The sequence below is a fragment of the Mycobacterium sp. 20KCMC460 genome (assembly GCF_022179425.1).
GTDB classification, from domain to species: domain Bacteria; phylum Actinomycetota; class Actinomycetes; order Mycobacteriales; family Mycobacteriaceae; genus Mycobacterium; species Mycobacterium kiyosense.
In genome coordinates, this window is record NZ_AP025524.1 from 4,807,702 (window position 1) to 4,822,878 (window position 15,177).

The following is a 15,177-nucleotide window of genomic DNA, read 5'->3' on the forward strand; positions in this document are numbered from 1 at the left end:
CACGGAGGCAACGATAACATTTTGAGTTTCTACGTCTCAAATCAATCCGTGGCTTCGATCCAGGTTCGATCGGACGCCGGGTCCGTAGGCTGCGGCGACGCCGAGCCACTGGGCAATCACCGCGCGCGATGGCAGCATCTCGAGGTGGTAGCCAAACCCGCAACGCTCGCAGCGCTTCTGAACAGAAAAACACGGTGCCTCATGAACCAGCCCGAAGGATTTCCGCTCCCGCATGCCGCGACCGACCTGAGTGGCCAGGTGGCGTTGGTCACCGGCGCTACCGCCGGACTCGGCCGGCGCTTCGCCGCGGTGCTCGCGGCCGCCGGTGCCGCGGTCGTGGTCGCGGGCCGCCGGCTCGAGCGCCTGCAGCAGGTCACTGCCGAAATAACCGAGCGCGGGCAACGTTGCGCAGCGGTGCCGATGGACGTGTCGCAACCCGCTCGACTCAGCGACGATCTGGACCGCGCCGAACAGGCTTTCGGGACCGTCACGATCCTGGTCAACAATGCCGGCATCCCGGACGCCCAACGAGCGCACCGCATGTCACTGCAGCTCATCGACGCCGTCATCGACACGAACCTGCGCGGGCCGTTCGTGCTCACCTGCGAGGTGGCCCGGCGTCTCATTGCCGCGGGCCTACCCGGGCGGATCATCAACCTGTCGTCGATGGGCGCGTATCAGTACCAGGGTGATGGAGCCGCGCTCTACTCGGTGACGAAAGCGGCCGTCAACAGGATGACCGAGGCCCTCGCGGTCGAGTGGGTCCGCTACGGGATCAACGTCAATGCGATCGCCCCCGGCGCTTTCATGACCGAGATGATGGAGGGCCGAATCGCACGTGTCGGGGACTTCACCGACGACCTGCCCCGCAAACGCATCGGAGATCCGGCGCAACTCGACAGCACACTGCTCTACCTCGCCGCGCCGGCATCGGACTTCGTCACCGGAACGATCGTCAAAGTCGACGACGGACAATTCCCACGCTGAGGCCGTCGAACCGCCAGATCCTTTGTGCGTCAACCACTATTCTGTTCCGAAGCCGCGAGCGGCTGGTGGATGACGACACGGCCAGAGGTCCCGTCGACCGTGATCTGCGCACCGTCCGGGATGTCGCGGGTGCCGTGCTTGGAGTTGATCACACAGACGACGCCGAGCTCACGAGCGACGATCGCACCGTGGCTCATGACGCCACCGGTATCGATCACCAACGCCTCGGCCAGCATGAACAACGGCGTCCAGCTGGGGTCTGTGGTGGGACACACCAGAATGTCCCCGTCCTCGAGGTCGGCGTCGTCGGGATCCAAGACCACCCGCGCGGTGCCGGTCACCTCGCCTCCGCAGACACCGATCCCGGCCAGCTCGGTCACCGCAGGCCGATCCGCTTCGACGACCGGCGATGCTTCCGTCGCCACCGGATTGCCGACCCAGCGGTCGGGCACGTCGAGGTGTTGAAAGTATTCATGGTCGGCCCTGCGGGCGAGCACCAGGGCGCGCAACTCGTCCGCGGCGCTGCCCGGCGCGTCATTCACCAGCTCGTCGTAGGTCAAGAAGAAGACATCCTCGGGGTCCGCTAGTTGACCCGAGGCGGCCAACTTGTCCCCGATGACGCGCGCTGCACACCGGGCCGCATCGACGCAATGTAAGAAGCCGGCCTTCCCGACTTCGCGCACGGGGATGTATTCGGCCGCCAGCCGCAGGACAAGCCGAGCACGAATCTTGTTGACGGCGTTAAGATTTGCCAGGATCTCCTGTTCCGCCGTGCGCCGGATCTGTTGCTGGCGCCGCCAGATCTGGTCAGGATGCGGTGCTTCACGATAACGATAACGATTGGCCAGCAACCACAGTGGTGTCTGGTCCTCGCGCCAGACACGGCTGGGCAGGTTGCCTTCACTCGGGCCGTGATAACCATGCCGGGCAACGAATTCGGTCATCGGCAACTGGCCGTTGGCCAAGCTCCACAGGTCGGCGATGACTTTGGTTTCTTCGACGCCGCCGTATCCGGTCATCAGTTCGGCCGCCCGTTCGCGAGTTCCGAACGCCGCCGAAGCGAGCAATTCCACCTGCTCGCCGAGCGCCTGACCCACCAGTGACAGCGTGGTGTGCATGGTGCCGATGGTCACGAAGTTTTCCGCGGCCTCCCGCAGCAGGCGCTGAGCTCCGGAGATGGTCGTGGGCGGGGATTCGACCACGCTGCGCCGCCACCAAGCGCCGATCTGCGCGCGCTGCGGGCGGATGTGCTTGCGGTGCCGATAGGCACTGGAGACGGTACTCACCAGGATCACCGGATAGCGTAACTTCGCCCGCAACCGCGATGTCGCGGACTGCGCGGCCCCGACTGTGCCACGGGGCTCGCCGAACATCTGTTGCACGACCGTATCGCCGTCCGTTCCGGGCATCCGCTGCCCGATGCGGTGAAACGTGTTGAGATTTCCCGCCGGAAGACCATGAAATGCGGCGCTGATGCGATCGTCCGGGCTGGCCGGAGGCGGTACTTCGGCGCGAGTGAGCACGCCGAGCTCGCCGAACCCGCGGCGCACCGCCGTCTCCATCGCAAATTGCCAGAAGGTCCAGCTGAGCGGGGTCTGCACGCCCTGAATCGCCTCGGAGAAGTTGACCCTTGACCAGGCAGTCTTTGCATCGGACCGGCTGTGTACCGGACTGTTGGTTACGGCCACCTGTCACCCGCTTCCCGTCTGCAGCGAGTGGAAGAATCCACCGCATCGAACACAGTGTGCGCCTGACTGTACATGGCGTACGACCGGCGGAAACACCAGTTATAACAAACAATGCTTGATTAAGCGCGTGCAACGTCAGTACGCTCCGCACATGACCATCCGGCATGGCGATCTTCGGCTGGACGTGAACGGCGACGTGGCCGAGATCGTGTGGGCGGCAACGGGGCTCAATCTGTTCACCCCCGAGGTCGCCGACGCTTACGACGCGGCGTTGGACGACCTTCCCGAGAGCGCACGCGCCCTGATCGTGCGGGCCGAAGGCAAGGTGTTCTGCGCCGGGGTTCAGGCTCAGCAGTTCACCACGATGGACGCCGAGGCGGGCACGGAGTTCAGCCGCCGGCTGCTCGGCCTCGTCCAACGGATCGAGCGGCTACCGCTACCCACCGTCGCCGTGGTACACGGCCTGAACCTCACCATCGGCCTCGAACTGACGTTGGCATGCGACTTCATCTGGGCCGCGGCGGAAGCGAACATGGGATTGGTCGAAGCCCGGGTGGGTATCACGCCCGCCGCCGGCGGCACCCAGCGTCTGGTGGCCCGGGCCGGGGTGGCACACGCCAGAGAAATGGTCATCACCGGGCAGACCTATCCGGCATCGGTGTTGCGAGATTGGGGGGTCATCGACCGCGTGCTGCCGCAGGAGCAGTTGCTGATGGCCGCCCGCGAGTTTGCCGCCGAACTCGCGGCGGGCCCCACGGTCGCCACCGCGATAGCCAAACAGATCATCGCGCTTGCTCGCGATCACGGTGTCGCGGCGGCCGACGCCGCCACCCCAGAACTGGCCGGACCGGTCCTGAGCAGTGAAGACGCCGCGATCGGCGTCAAGACACTACTCAGCCAGGGCCCGGGCGCTAAGCCCCCTTTTCGCGGCCGTTAGCCCCTGATCCGTCCTGGGCCTGGCCGGCCGGCAACCACCTTGCCTGGCGCACTTTCACCGCCGCATCGATCGCGTCCAGAATGCTGGAGGTGACGAGGTCGAAGATCTCGTCGGAAGACAATCCGCTCTCCGACATCGCTTTGGCCAGCGCCGGATATTTGTCGCCGTCGATATCGTGCTGATCCTCGGGCGAATAACCTTGTGTGTCGTGCAGAGCGCTGCCGATGGCGAACAACTCGAGTGCGTCCAGCAATGGCATGACCGCGGCGCTCGGCACTCCCTCTGCCATCAGCCGTTCCGCCGAGGTGTTCAGCATCCGGGCGCCCATGCCCAGGGAACGCTTGGACACGATCAGCGGTACCAGCCCCGGATGCTCGAGCAGTGCGTTGCGCAGATTGCGGGCGTTCTGTGACATCCAGTGCCGCCAGTTGTCATCGGAGGCTTCCGGCGTCCGAACGTTGCTCAGGGCTAATTCGGCTGCGCCGACCAGGATTTCGTCCTTGTTCTCGAAATGGTGGTAGAGCGAAGCACCGTTGACACCGAGCGCGTCGGCCAGGCGGCGGATACTCAGACCCGCTAGACCGTCCTGGTCGATGATGGTCAGCGCCGTCTCGAGTACCTTGCGTCGCGAGATGAGCGCAACTTTGGGCCTTACCATGCCGGTCGCCTCCCAGGAATGTGTGGTCTCAGGCTAACCAAACACCCTCGCCGGCGCCCGAAGACACTCACTGAACACTCATTGGGCCGAGACAGTCGGGGTCGGCGAACCGTACCGCTTCTTCAAATCTGCCTTGGGAATCTTGCCGGTCACGTTTCGTTCGAACGGCTGCACGGCCAAGAATTCCGCGGGCACCTTGTACCTGGCCAGGCGTGCGCTGCAGTGCGCGGCGAGCGCATCGCGGTCGAGGTCGACCCCCGGATTCAAGACGATGAGGGCCCTTCCGACTTCACCCCAGCGCTCGTCGACGATCGGGATGACGGCGGCGTCCGCGACGTCGGGATGCTCATGCAGCACCCGCTCGACCTCGGCGGGGTAGACGTTTTCGCCGCCAGACTTATACATGTCCTTGAACCGGTCGACCATCGTCAGGAAACCGTCCGCGTCGCGTTTGACGGCATCTCCGGTGCGGAACCACTCCCCCGCGAATGCCGGGTCGTCGGCACGCTCCCGCCGCCAATAGCCGGCCGTCACTGCAGGCCCGTTGGCCCACAACTCCCCCGCCTCGCCGTCGCCGACATCACGGCCGTCGGCACCGACAATGCGAATGTTGGTGTACTGCACGGGATCACCGCAGGATCCGAATTTCGCCAGAGTGTCCGACGGCCGCACCACGCTGACGATGGGGCCCATCTCGGTGGCCCCGTATCCGGGGCTCAGCGGCCAGCCCCGGTCGTGAAAGGCCTTGGTCACTTCGTAATTGAGGAACCCACCACCGACCTGGCCGTGGCGCATGTGACCGAAGTCGGCTTCGGCAAACGCCGGAACCCGCGCCATCACCTGATACATCACCGGCGCTCCGGAGAAGTGGGTGAATCCGTTCGCCGGTTCGGCAAACAACCCTACGACCTCGGCCGGGTCGAACGCGGGGACCACTGCCACCGTGCCGCCCAGCGCCAGGATCGGGTTCGTCATGCTGTTCAGGCCGGCGGCGTGAAAGAACGGCAACACAGCCAGATAGCGGCTGCGCGAGGTCAGTTCGTACGGATCCAGAGAGTTCAGCATCTGATAATGCAGCATCCGGTGCGTGCAGATCGCCGCCTTGGGACGTCCGGTGGTTCCGGAGGTATAGATCAGCTGGACCGCATCGGTGACGTCGACGATGGGCGCTGCGCTGCGGGGAGCGGCGCGCTCGGCCGCCGCGACGATGTCATGGTCCGCATTCTCGACACCGAACGAAGCCAGGTGGGGCACCCCCGCCGCGGCGCGGACTCGCGTCGCCATCTCCGCCCAGGCCGCGTCGTGGAGGAGCACGGTGGGCTCGGAGTCGATGCAGCAGAACTCGAGCTCGGGCTGTGCGAGACGGAAGTTCAACGGAACCAGCATCGCCCCGATCCGCATGCACGCGAACTGCAGGATCAATACCCACGGGTGGTTGGCGGCCAGCACCGCGACCCGGTCACCACGACCGACGCCGAACTCGTCGACGAGCGCCCCGGCCAGGCCCGCCACCTGACGCTCGAGGTCACCCCAGGTACTCACCGCACCCGTGCGCACGTCCTCGATTGCCGGTTCGGCAGGCCGGCGGCGCGAGTGATACTGCACGACGTCGGTTGCAAAATGCTCCACGCTCATCACCGGCCCCTTACTCTTGGCGACGGTCATACCGGTGCGCCGATCGCATCGCCGCCACGGTGCGCCCATCATAACCATATGATGTTTGGTTGGAATCCTCCGGCTCCGCCCGACATTCGCAATCCGGTTGTGCCTACGGGCCGCGGGAGCAACCTTGCTCTACCAAACGCTGTTTGGTATCGTGGCCACCGTCGCCATCCGGATCGGGAGAGCCGCAGTGGATCAGTTCGACCATCACTCGCAATATTTCGCCCAGCATTGGCGTGACATCTATGCCGATATGCGCCAGCACTGCCCCGTGGCGCACAGCGATCGACACGACGGCTTTTCGATCCTGACCCGCTATGACGACATCAAGAAGGTCCTGGCCGACCCCGAGACTTTCGTCAGCGGCCGCGATCTGTCCCTCGGCGGCAAGATTGTCGGCGGTGGTGCGACGGTGCCGACCAACCCGGTCCGGATGGGCATGATGGAAATGGATCCGCCGGTCTCCCAGGCCTACCGCAAGTTATTGGCCCCGCTGTTGTCGCGCAAGGCAATTGATGCGTATCGCCCCAGGATGCAGGAGATCGTGTCGTGGACGATCGACCGTGTCATCGAGTCCGGCAGCATCGATTTCGTCGACGCGATCGCCAACCCGCTTCCCGCCATGGTTTCCCTGGACTATTTCGGCCTGTCGCTGGACAAGTGGGAGCAGTACGCCACGACGTTGCACAAGGCCGTGTATCGGGAGAAGGGTTCGGTGCGCGACCTGATGGCGCTCGTCGACGACGTGCGGTCGACCGTTGCCGAGCGGCGGCCTACGGCCGGGCAACGCGGTGATCTGGTCGATGCATTGCTGACCGGCGAGGTCGACGGTAAACCGCTCGACGACGAGATGGTCACCGAGTTGTTGTTCATGCTGCTCAACGGGGGTATTGATACCTCCACCGCGCTGATCGCGCACATGTTCGGCTACCTGGGTGAGCATCCCGGCGACCGCGAGGCACTGATCGCCGACCCGGCCCTGATTCCGCTCGCCGTAGACGAGATGCTGCGATACTTTCCGCCAGGCACCGGGGTGGCCCGCACCGTCGCGAAGGAAGTGGAGATCGAGGGCCACCGATTCGCGCCGGGTGACCGTGTGTACTGCGCGATCGGCGGGGCCAACCTTGACCCCGCGGTCTTCCAGCATCCTGACGAGGTGCACCTGGACCGCGAAAACAGTGCCAAGCACTTGTCTTTCGGCTTCGGCGTGCATCGCTGCCTCGGATCATTCCTGGCGCCGATGGAGCTGACCCTGCTGCTCGGCGAGGTTCTTCGGCGGATGCCCGACTACGTCATCGACCGTGCGCGGGTCCGGCAGTATCCGACGATCCCGCTGGTCAACGGCTATCTGGCGATGCCGGCCACGTTCACCCCCGGCCCACGCGTGCTGACCGGCTTCGACAACGCGCTACCGGTCCGGTTGGAGCCGGCGACCGCGTCCTGAGCCAGGCTTCAGCGACCCTCGTCCAGGTAGCCCGCGCGGCTGCGGTCGAGGAACGTCTGCCGGGCGGCCGAGGCATCGCCGAGCATGTTGAGCTCGAAGGTGTAGCTGAGCTCTTGCCGATAGAGGGTGCGCAGATCACGGGCGGCGGTGTTGTTCAGCGACTTTTTCATCGCGCGCACCACCCGCGGCGACTTGGCGGCGACAGTCGCTGCGACCTCCCGGGCCCTGTCCACCGCGGCCTCCACGGTCGGCTCGACATGGTAAACACTGCCGTAGGCATGCAGCTCGGCGATGTCGAACGGTTCGCAGGTGAACATCGCCGCGCGCATCCGCTTCTCCGGCAGCAGTCCGAGCGCCTGCACGCCTCCGGTAGTCGCGCCGTTGTCGACCTCGGCGAGAACGAATTTCGTTGCGGTACTGCCTATCAGCACGTCACAGGTGCCGGCCAACAGCACCCCCACCCCGACGCAGTAACCGTGTACGCAACCGATCACCGGTACCGCGCATTCGGCGATCGCCAAGCTGGAGTCTTGGGAACCCCTGGCCTGTCCGAGAATGCCCTCGAAGCCGGGTAGACCTTGAACCTCCTTCAGATCACCGCCCGCGCAGAAGCCCTTGCCCTCGGCCCGCAGCACCACGACCCGTACCTCGTCGCGGTGCTCATAGCTGCGCAGCAGTTCGGTGAGCCTCGCCAGATCCGCGATGGTGTAGGCGTTGGCGGGCGGATGGTGTACCACCAGCTCGGCGACTCCATCGGAATCGATTGTCTCCGTTACGGACACGCCGGCTCTTTCAGCACCGTGGCCGAAGCCGACAGCAGCTCGCGCGCCTGGTTGACGATGCGGGTGACCAACTCGGCGACGGTGGGAATGTCGTGGATCGCCGCGGACACCTGCCCGGCGACCAGCAGGCCGCGCTCGACGTCACCGTCGCGCTGGGCGACCCGGATCTGTTCCTCTTCCCAGGCCTGGAACTCCTCGGGCGACAATGCTTCTCGCGCCTTGTCCAGTGCGGCGATCGCGTCGTTGCGCAGGCCCCGTATCGGGGCGTAGATGCCGCCGTAGACGACGTCCTCCCACTCCTTGGCGTCGACGATGCGCTGCTTGTAGGCCTGATGCCATTGATGCTCCTGGGTGGCGATGAAGCGGGTGCCCATCGCCGCCGCGGCCCCGCCCATCGCCAGCACCGCAGCCAGTCCCCGTCCGTCGCAGATGCCGCCGGAGACCACCACCGGGATATCGAGCGCGCCAATCACCTGGGGCGCCAACACCATTGTGTGGACACCCTTGGCGTGAGTGTGGCCGCCCATCTCGTAGCCGGAGGCGATGATGACGTTCGCGCCGTACTCCGCGGCCTTCAGCGCGTGGCGCAGCGAACCCACCTTGGCCATGTGCACAAGGCCGGATTCGCGGATGGCGGAACCGAACTCGCCGGCGAAGCCCGCCGATGTCACGATCGCGCGCAGTTGCTCGCCCGCCTTGCCGCCGTCCCGCTTGACCGATATCGCCTCATCGATGCACGTCCGGCTCACCAGCAACAGCTCACCGTCGGGGGTGCGACCGACCGGCACGTTGACCGCGAACGGTCGGTCGGTGCTTGCTGCCACGTATTCGATCGCACCGCGAAAGCCCTGGCGTAGGAATTCCTCTGAGGTATTGACGATGCTCGGACAGCTCACCGTCCCCAGGCCGCCGGCCGCCGATACCGCAGCGGCCAGGTGCGTCGTCGGCGACGGGCCCATGCCGTCCTGCATGACCGGGTACTCGACACCGACGAGATCCTGAAATCGACGCCACATTCGGCTCACGACCATCTCCTAAGTCTTCTGGACCCACTGGGCCTGCTGGTCAACATCACCGACCGCCTTCATCCCGACCTACCGACACCGTCTTGGGATGTGGCATCGGATGGCGCACCTCGGGGGCTTCGTCGGGGACCTGCTCACGTACCCACGTTGCGGCACGCCGATAGGCCTCGATCAGCCGATCCTCGGCGTCGTAGTCAAAGCGTGCCGGATACAGCGGATAGTCGGCGGGTGTCACCGGGTTGGCAGTAAGCCACTCGACCGCTTCGACCATTGCCTCGTGTGCGGGAACCACTTGGGTGTAGCCGAGTTCCCGCTTGGCCTTGCCGTTGTCGAGCAGAATGTGCGGATCGCCGCTCGGCGGCAACAGCTCGATCAGCGCCGAAGGTGCCATCTCCCGCGGGATCCCGACGAATTCCAGTTCGGCACCCATGATGTCTGCGACGGCCTCGGCCCACTGACGAACGGTGAACTGGTCATCGTCGGCGGCGTTGTAGGCCTGCCCGTCGGCCACCTCGGGATGGTCGACCGCACCGAGCACCACCTCGGCAGCGTTCCGACCCGCGCAGCGCGAGATGATCCATAAACCATTGTCCGGCAGGATCATTCGGCTTCTTCCGTCGCGCACTCGGCGCATCACCGACCATTCCCAGGGCACCAGGTTGCGCGGGCCGTAGATCGCCGGGTAGCGGATCACCGTGCCCCGGTAGGCGCCCGCCGCGGCGCGCTCGAGCACGGCGCGTTCGGCGGCGCGGATCAATTTGGCGAACTTCGGCACCGGCTCGGTACCGTCGGACAGCGGCCCGTCCTCTCGGGCATTGACCGCCATTCCGTACGGGTGGACCCGCGCCGCCTGCAGGCAGCCACGGTAGGCGGGGACGCCACCGATGCTGATCAGATGGCCACACCGACCTGCGAAGACCTCGGCGATGGCGGCCACCCGGCCATACATAGCAAGCACAATGTCGTATCGGCTGTCGCCGATCGCCTCGGCCAGCGTCTCGGGGAAGTGCGGATCGGCGTGGATGTGCGGGACGTCGGGCAAGCCGTCGGGTTCGTGCACACCACGATGCAGCATCGTCACGTCGTGCCCGCGCCGCAGCAGGCCTTCCAGCACCGGCACGCCCGTGGACCCGCTCCCACCGATGACTAGCGTTCTCATCGCCTCACCGTCTGCAGTCGATTAAACCAAACAGTAATTGGTTCTTGCCATCAAATCACACAAGCCCACCGGTTAGCCAGTGGATCTCGGTGCGCCCGCTACCGCTGGGAGCGCAGCGGCGATGCGGTCCACCACCAGCCGCGCGGAGTGCACGCAACCGCTCTGCCCTGCCGTCGCCCATTCCCGCACGCCGTCGCCGACGTTGAAGAGGTTGGGAATCGGCGTGGTCTGCGGAAGATCGCGACCCGCGATGGCCCGCTGGGCCGGCCAATCCTCGCCCGCACAGATCTGCACCGAGAGAATCTTGGCCGTCTCAAAACCTGGAAAGTGCTCCGCCAGATCGGCTTTCAGCATCGCGATCTCAGCCGCCTCGTCGAAATCGCCAGTCGCCGGGTGCGGCGTACTGGCGCCGGCATACAGGTGCCAACCAGGTGGCGCCATCTCCGGGCACGTCTCGGTCAGGTTGGCCGCGTAGGCGAGCCGACGCGTGGGACCGAAGAACACCACCCCGGGCACCGTGGTCAAGGGCCGCCTGCTCGCGAAGTTCACCGTGATCAGCGTGCTCGGCGCCGACTGTGCCCGAACCCGATCGGCGTAGCCGGCGGGCAGGTTCTCGTCACCGCACATCCGCACCGTCGCCACCGGACCGGCGTTGCTGACCACGGCACGCACCGAGACTGAAACGTCTTGACCCGCAAGGCGCACCACCGCACCAACGACCCGACCGGCATCGTCGAAGGTCAGCCGGGTGACCTCGCTGTTCAGCCAGAGCACGCCACCCGTGCTCTGGAACTGCTCGGCCAGCGCACGCCACGGGCCGATGCTGCCCTCCGGATGCATGGCGTAGGTATCCAGAGCCTTCGGCTTGGTGAGGTAGTCGAACAGCAACGCGGCTTCCACATCGGCCGGCTCGGCCGCGAAAAGGGCGCTGGTCAAGTTGCGCAGCAGGCCCCGAATGAATGGCCCTCTGCGTGCTGTCACGTCGGCGAGCGTGCGCCCCGCCGACGGACGCATCCCCGGGAACCGCCGAGCGGTGCCACCGAGCAGCGCGACCATGGCTTTCAAAATGGCGCCGCCCGGCCCGTTCATCACCGGCACGTCGCGCTTGCCCAGTCGTAACACCAGCGGCTGTGCGGGCAGGCGCGTTCCCATCGGCACACCCAGGTCGTCGAAGAGCCTGCCGTTCTCGCCGCCGGTCTCGATGATCAATGCTCCGGTGTTGACCCGAAACCCATCGATCTCAACCGTGGAAGCCCGTCCCCCGACGCGATCGCGGCATTCCGTCAGCAGCGTCCGGTACCCGAGGCGGTTGAGGCGTGCCGCGGCCGCCATACCCCCTGCGCCCGCACCGATGACCAATACATCGAACTCCTCGTCACCGCCTTGAGAACCACCGTCCGCCAAGCCCTTCGGAGCCGCCTCGGCACCGTTGCGCCTCACTTGATCACGGCCCCCGCGTCGATGGGCAGTGAGATCCCGGTGATGTATCGAGCCTCGTCGCTGGCCAGGAACAGCACCGCGTTGCTCACATCGCCAGGCTCGATCCACGGCACCGGCAGCGCGTTCATCTCCCCGGCGGGCACGGCGAACTTCTCCCTGGTCGGGTGCGGATCGTCCGGCAGGAAAACGCGATACGTCGACTCGTTCATGATCATGCCGGTGTCGACGTTGGTCGGATGGATGCTGTTGACGCGGATGTTCAGCGGTGCCAACTCGAGGGCCAGCGTCTTCATCAACCCGACCACCCCGTGCTTGGCCGCAACGTAGTGCCCGATTCCTGGCTGGCCGATGAGGCCGGCGATGCTGCTGGTCAATATGATCGATCCGCCGTTGCCGCCAGCGATCAGATGCGGCACCGCCGCTTTGGTGGTGCGCCACACTCCGGACAGATTGGTGTCGATCACCTGCGACCAGGTCTGTTCGGACAGCTCGAAAGACGCACCGACGGAGAGGATCCCGGCGTTGGCTATCACGATGTCGAGGCGCCCGAGTTGAGCCACTCCGTCGTTCACCGCGGCTATCAGCGCGTCGGCGTCGCGGACGTCGGCCTCGTGGGTGACCACGCTCTGCCCGAGTTCCTTGACCTGGCGGGCGGTCTCCTCGAGATCCTCGGGAGTGGCGAGGGGATACGGCACCGACTCGATTTGACGACAGATGTCGAGCGCGATGATGTCGGCGCCCTCCTGGGCAAGCCGTAGCGCGTGGCTACGCCCCTGGCCGCGCGCCGCTCCCGTGATCAACGCAACCTTTCCGGCGACACGTCCGGTCATGTGGACCTCCTAGTGAGGGACGTTAACAGCTTGAGGCTCAGACCTTTTCGAAAGTCAGTGGAACCCGGTCCGGGCAGTTCGCGATGCCGGGCGCCCACTTGAGGTCGGCCGGGTCGCCGTCGAATCTCAAATTCGTGATGCGGGCCAGCAGTTCTTCGAACGCGATGGCGATCTCGACCCTTGCCAGATGCATGCCGACGCAGCGATGTATGCCGAGACCGAAGCCCGCGTTGCCGCCGCGTGGCGGATCGAACTGCAGCTGGTCGGCGTTGGGAAACTTCTCCTCATCGCGGTTGGCCGAGTCGAAGCGCACCAACACCCGATCCCCCTTGCGCATCGGACAGCCGCCGACCTCGGTGTCGCGGGTGACCGTCCGGCCGAACGTGGCCACCGGAGACGTGTGCCGGATGAACTCGTCCATGTCATTGCGCACCCACCGCGGATCCCGCACGCGGGCTTCGAGTTCGGGCTGCAGCGCCATATGCATGGCAATGGTGCCGATCGCCGAACGAGTGGTGTCCAGTCCGCCCAGGAACAGCACGCAGATGGCGCCGAGCGCTTGCTGCGGCTCGAGCGGTTTCCCGTCGACCGTCCCGGAGACCAAAGACTTCAGGATGCCGTCTTCCTCCGGCGGATTCTCGGTTGCCGCGGCCAGGTACTCGGCGGCCAGGATTCCGAGGTTCATGAAGTCCTGTTCGGTGCCGTCCTCGGTCACGGCGAAGACGACCTGCTTGGCCCGTTCCATCTTGGCCATGTCGGTCTCCTTGAAGACCACAGACGCCAGCACCCGGGACACGAACGGGCCGGCGAACTCACCGAGCAGCTCGACCTTCCCCTTGTCGACGAAATTGTCGACGAGCTCGCGGGCGATGCTGCGCATTTCGTCCTCGAACGTCAGCGAATACTTGCGCGACAGGTACGGGTTGAGCAATTTGCGAAAAGTAGTGTGCAGCGGCGGATCCGAGTCAAGCGGGCCCAGGCCGATCGGGGTCGGGGCGGGTGAACCTCCCTGCGAGGAGAAGGTTTCGGGATCCTCGAGAACTTTGCGAACGTCGGCGTAACGGGTCACCATCCACATCGGGCCGGTCAGTTCGGTTTCGGTGCGTACCACCGGACAATGCTCGCGGGCGTAGGAGAAGGCGTCGTACTTCCACTCCTCGTGTTCGGCGTTGAACAAGTCGAACGTGGTGAGCAGGGCGGCAAGGTCGCGTTCAACTGCGGAAGAAGTCATCGAGACGGCTCCAGAATCTCGGGCAAACGGTTCTCAAACAGTGTTTGGTATTTAATTGGCCAGCATGCCATATGAAGTGGGTCACGTCCAACATGCGGCACCCGGTCGCGCCGTTGTCGTCAGCCTCCGACGACGGGATCCAACTTCAGCGGCCGGGCCGCCTCGACCATGATGATCTCCCATTCGATCCTGGAGTGTTCATCCCATTCGCGGCGAGACTTGATGCGAGCGCGATCGGGGAAGCCGTGATGGATGCCCTGCGGATCATGGCTCACCAGACCAGCTTTGAGCGGGCGGCCGAGTGATTTCCCACCGTGGATCAACGCGATTTCGTCGTAGTCGGCGTTGCGGTGGAACCAGGGGATGCGCTCGACGCCCTGGATCGACTCGAACGGCCGCGGGAGCAGGTTGATGATGTTGATGCCGTCCGCCACCAGGAAGCAATGCATCGATGGAGGCAGGTGCAGGCTGTCGGACATGATCACATTCCAGTCGGCGATATTGAACGCGAACGGGAAGTAATCTCCCTTCCAGCCCTGTACGTCGCACGGATGATGGTCGACATAGATCGTCGAGTACTCGTTGTCGTATTTGACCCGGATCTCGTATTCGTCCCGATCCGAGACGGTGGCGGCAGGCTCTGGCACCCGGATCACGTCGGGGTCGAAGGGGGCATGCCGGCCGAGTCCCACATAGGTGGGCGCCCGCAACTCACCGACCGTCTCGATACCGAACAACATGGTCTCGCCGGGGTCAACCACGAATCGGTGCGTGATCGCCTTGGGAATGACGACGTAATCGCCTTGCTCGTAGGCGATCGGGCCGAATTCCGTTTCGACCGTTCCCGACCCGCGGTGCACGAACCAGCACTCGTCGCCGTCGACGTTGCGTCGATAGAACGGCATCGGCTCGGCCCGCCGGGACAACCAGATGGTGGCATCGGCGTTGTAGTACATGCGTTGTGGATTGCCACGCGGGTCGGTCAGGTCATCGGGTTTGATATCGCCGAGCATGACGCTGGTCGACCGGAACCGACCTTCGGTGCGGAACACCGTCGGGTCATTGGTGCGGTACAGCACGGCCTCCCGGCCGTCAAAGCCGTGCCGCGTCAGTTCATCGTCCTTGAGAAGTTCGCCGTTGCTATCGGCGGCGGGCAGATCGCGGTGCGCCTGCCGACTCGTCTTGCCCTTGCTGAGCTGGATCAAGGTTCGCATGGTCATGGCGTCAGAATAAAACATCATCAAGCGTTTGACGATCAGCATTTGGTTTGTGCTCTTCAGAAGAGTCGCAACATGTGCGCTGAGCAGGTGCGCCTCCGTCGGGACCACCAACAA

At 65.1% G+C, this 15,177-nt stretch carries 13 protein-coding genes; 3 read left to right on the forward strand and 10 right to left on the reverse strand.

Translation table 11 applies throughout. The features are described 5' to 3' along the window. Positions 1–201: 201 nt before the first annotated feature. Positions 202–987, forward strand: coding sequence for an SDR family NAD(P)-dependent oxidoreductase (locus MKCMC460_RS22120; RefSeq protein ID WP_236977114.1), 786 nt, complete (start codon positions 202–204; stop codon positions 985–987). 29 nt (positions 988–1,016) lie between these two features. Here the strand turns inward: MKCMC460_RS22120 and MKCMC460_RS22125 are convergent, their stop codons facing one another. Then, positions 1,017–2,675 (reverse strand): PEP-utilizing enzyme, encoded by a 1,659-nt coding sequence (locus MKCMC460_RS22125; protein WP_236977115.1) that lies wholly within the window; start codon positions 2,673–2,675, stop codon positions 1,017–1,019. A 151-nt stretch (positions 2,676–2,826) separates the two neighbouring features. Here MKCMC460_RS22125 and MKCMC460_RS22130 point away from each other — a divergent pair, with 151 nt between their 5' ends. After that, complete coding sequence (locus tag MKCMC460_RS22130) at positions 2,827–3,612, forward strand: enoyl-CoA hydratase/isomerase family protein (protein WP_236977117.1); 786 nt, start codon at positions 2,827–2,829, stop codon at positions 3,610–3,612. Here the strand turns inward: MKCMC460_RS22130 and MKCMC460_RS22135 are convergent. Beyond that, positions 3,587–4,270: a TetR/AcrR family transcriptional regulator gene (locus MKCMC460_RS22135; protein WP_236977119.1), complete on the reverse strand. Its 684-nt coding sequence runs from the start codon at positions 4,268–4,270 to the stop codon at positions 3,587–3,589. The genes MKCMC460_RS22130 and MKCMC460_RS22135 overlap by 26 nt on opposite strands. A 78-nt stretch (positions 4,271–4,348) precedes the next feature. Beyond that, complete coding sequence (locus MKCMC460_RS22140; RefSeq protein WP_238304825.1) at positions 4,349–5,905, reverse strand: AMP-binding protein; 1,557 nt, start codon at positions 5,903–5,905, stop codon at positions 4,349–4,351. Positions 5,906–6,122: 217 nt separating this feature from the next. Here MKCMC460_RS22140 and MKCMC460_RS22145 point away from each other — a divergent pair, with 217 nt between their 5' ends. Further along, positions 6,123–7,376, forward strand: a complete 1,254-nt coding sequence (locus MKCMC460_RS22145) for a cytochrome P450 (protein ID WP_236977120.1) — start codon at positions 6,123–6,125, stop codon at positions 7,374–7,376. Between the two features lie 8 nt (positions 7,377–7,384). Here MKCMC460_RS22145 and MKCMC460_RS22150 read toward each other — a convergent pair whose 3' ends face one another. The 7 genes from MKCMC460_RS22150 to MKCMC460_RS22180 all read right to left on the reverse strand — a co-directional run bounded on the left by MKCMC460_RS22150 (position 7,385) and on the right by MKCMC460_RS22180 (position 15,057). After that, positions 7,385–8,158, reverse strand: a complete 774-nt coding sequence (locus MKCMC460_RS22150) for an enoyl-CoA hydratase-related protein (RefSeq protein WP_236977121.1) — start codon at positions 8,156–8,158, stop codon at positions 7,385–7,387. Continuing rightward, positions 8,149–9,174 carry a nitronate monooxygenase family protein gene (locus MKCMC460_RS22155; protein ID WP_236984322.1) on the reverse strand — a complete coding sequence of 342 codons (1,026 nt, stop codon included), beginning with the start codon at positions 9,172–9,174 and terminating at the stop codon, positions 8,149–8,151. The genes MKCMC460_RS22150 and MKCMC460_RS22155 overlap by 10 nt, the downstream gene beginning before the upstream one ends. Before the next feature lie 55 nt (positions 9,175–9,229). Beyond that, positions 9,230–10,342 (reverse strand): epimerase, encoded by a 1,113-nt coding sequence (locus MKCMC460_RS22160; RefSeq protein WP_236977122.1) that lies wholly within the window; start codon positions 10,340–10,342, stop codon positions 9,230–9,232. Positions 10,343–10,414: 72 nt separating this feature from the next. Further along, positions 10,415–11,782 carry an FAD-dependent oxidoreductase gene (locus tag MKCMC460_RS22165; protein WP_236977123.1) on the reverse strand — a complete coding sequence of 456 codons (1,368 nt, stop codon included), beginning with the start codon at positions 11,780–11,782 and terminating at the stop codon, positions 10,415–10,417. Further along, entirely contained in the window at positions 11,779–12,612 is an 834-nt protein-coding gene (locus MKCMC460_RS22170) for a mycofactocin-coupled SDR family oxidoreductase (protein WP_236977124.1), read from the reverse strand. Before MKCMC460_RS22170 ends, MKCMC460_RS22165 begins: the two co-directional genes overlap by 4 nt. 37 nt (positions 12,613–12,649) lie before the next feature. Further along, a complete protein-coding gene (locus MKCMC460_RS22175; RefSeq protein WP_238304826.1) occupies positions 12,650–13,843 on the reverse strand; it encodes a cytochrome P450 in 1,194 nt (397 codons plus the stop codon). A 119-nt stretch (positions 13,844–13,962) separates the two neighbouring features. After that, positions 13,963–15,057, reverse strand: coding sequence for a homogentisate 1,2-dioxygenase (locus MKCMC460_RS22180; RefSeq protein ID WP_238306034.1), 1,095 nt, complete (start codon positions 15,055–15,057; stop codon positions 13,963–13,965). Positions 15,058–15,177 lie beyond the last annotated feature (120 nt).

Excerpts from the sequence above, each read along its gene's own strand:
- MKCMC460_RS22120 (WP_236977114.1), top strand. The coding sequence starts at position 202 with ATGAACCAGCCCGAAGGATTTCCGCTCCCGCATGCCGCGACCGACCTG.
- MKCMC460_RS22130 (WP_236977117.1), top strand. The coding sequence starts at position 2,827 with ATGACCATCCGGCATGGCGATCTTCGGCTGGACGTGAACGGCGACGTG.
- MKCMC460_RS22135 (WP_236977119.1), bottom strand. The coding sequence starts at position 4,270 with ATGGTAAGGCCCAAAGTTGCGCTCATCTCGCGACGCAAGGTACTCGAG.
- MKCMC460_RS22140 (WP_238304825.1), bottom strand. The coding sequence starts at position 5,905 with ATGAGCGTGGAGCATTTTGCAACCGACGTCGTGCAGTATCACTCGCGC.
- MKCMC460_RS22155 (WP_236984322.1), bottom strand. The coding sequence starts at position 9,174 with ATGTGGCGTCGATTTCAGGATCTCGTCGGTGTCGAGTACCCGGTCATG.
- MKCMC460_RS22160 (WP_236977122.1), bottom strand. The coding sequence starts at position 10,342 with ATGAGAACGCTAGTCATCGGTGGGAGCGGGTCCACGGGCGTGCCGGTG.
- MKCMC460_RS22170 (WP_236977124.1), bottom strand. The coding sequence starts at position 12,612 with ATGACCGGACGTGTCGCCGGAAAGGTTGCGTTGATCACGGGAGCGGCG.
- MKCMC460_RS22175 (WP_238304826.1), bottom strand. The coding sequence starts at position 13,843 with ATGACTTCTTCCGCAGTTGAACGCGACCTTGCCGCCCTGCTCACCACG.
- MKCMC460_RS22180 (WP_238306034.1), bottom strand. The coding sequence starts at position 15,057 with ATGCGAACCTTGATCCAGCTCAGCAAGGGCAAGACGAGTCGGCAGGCG.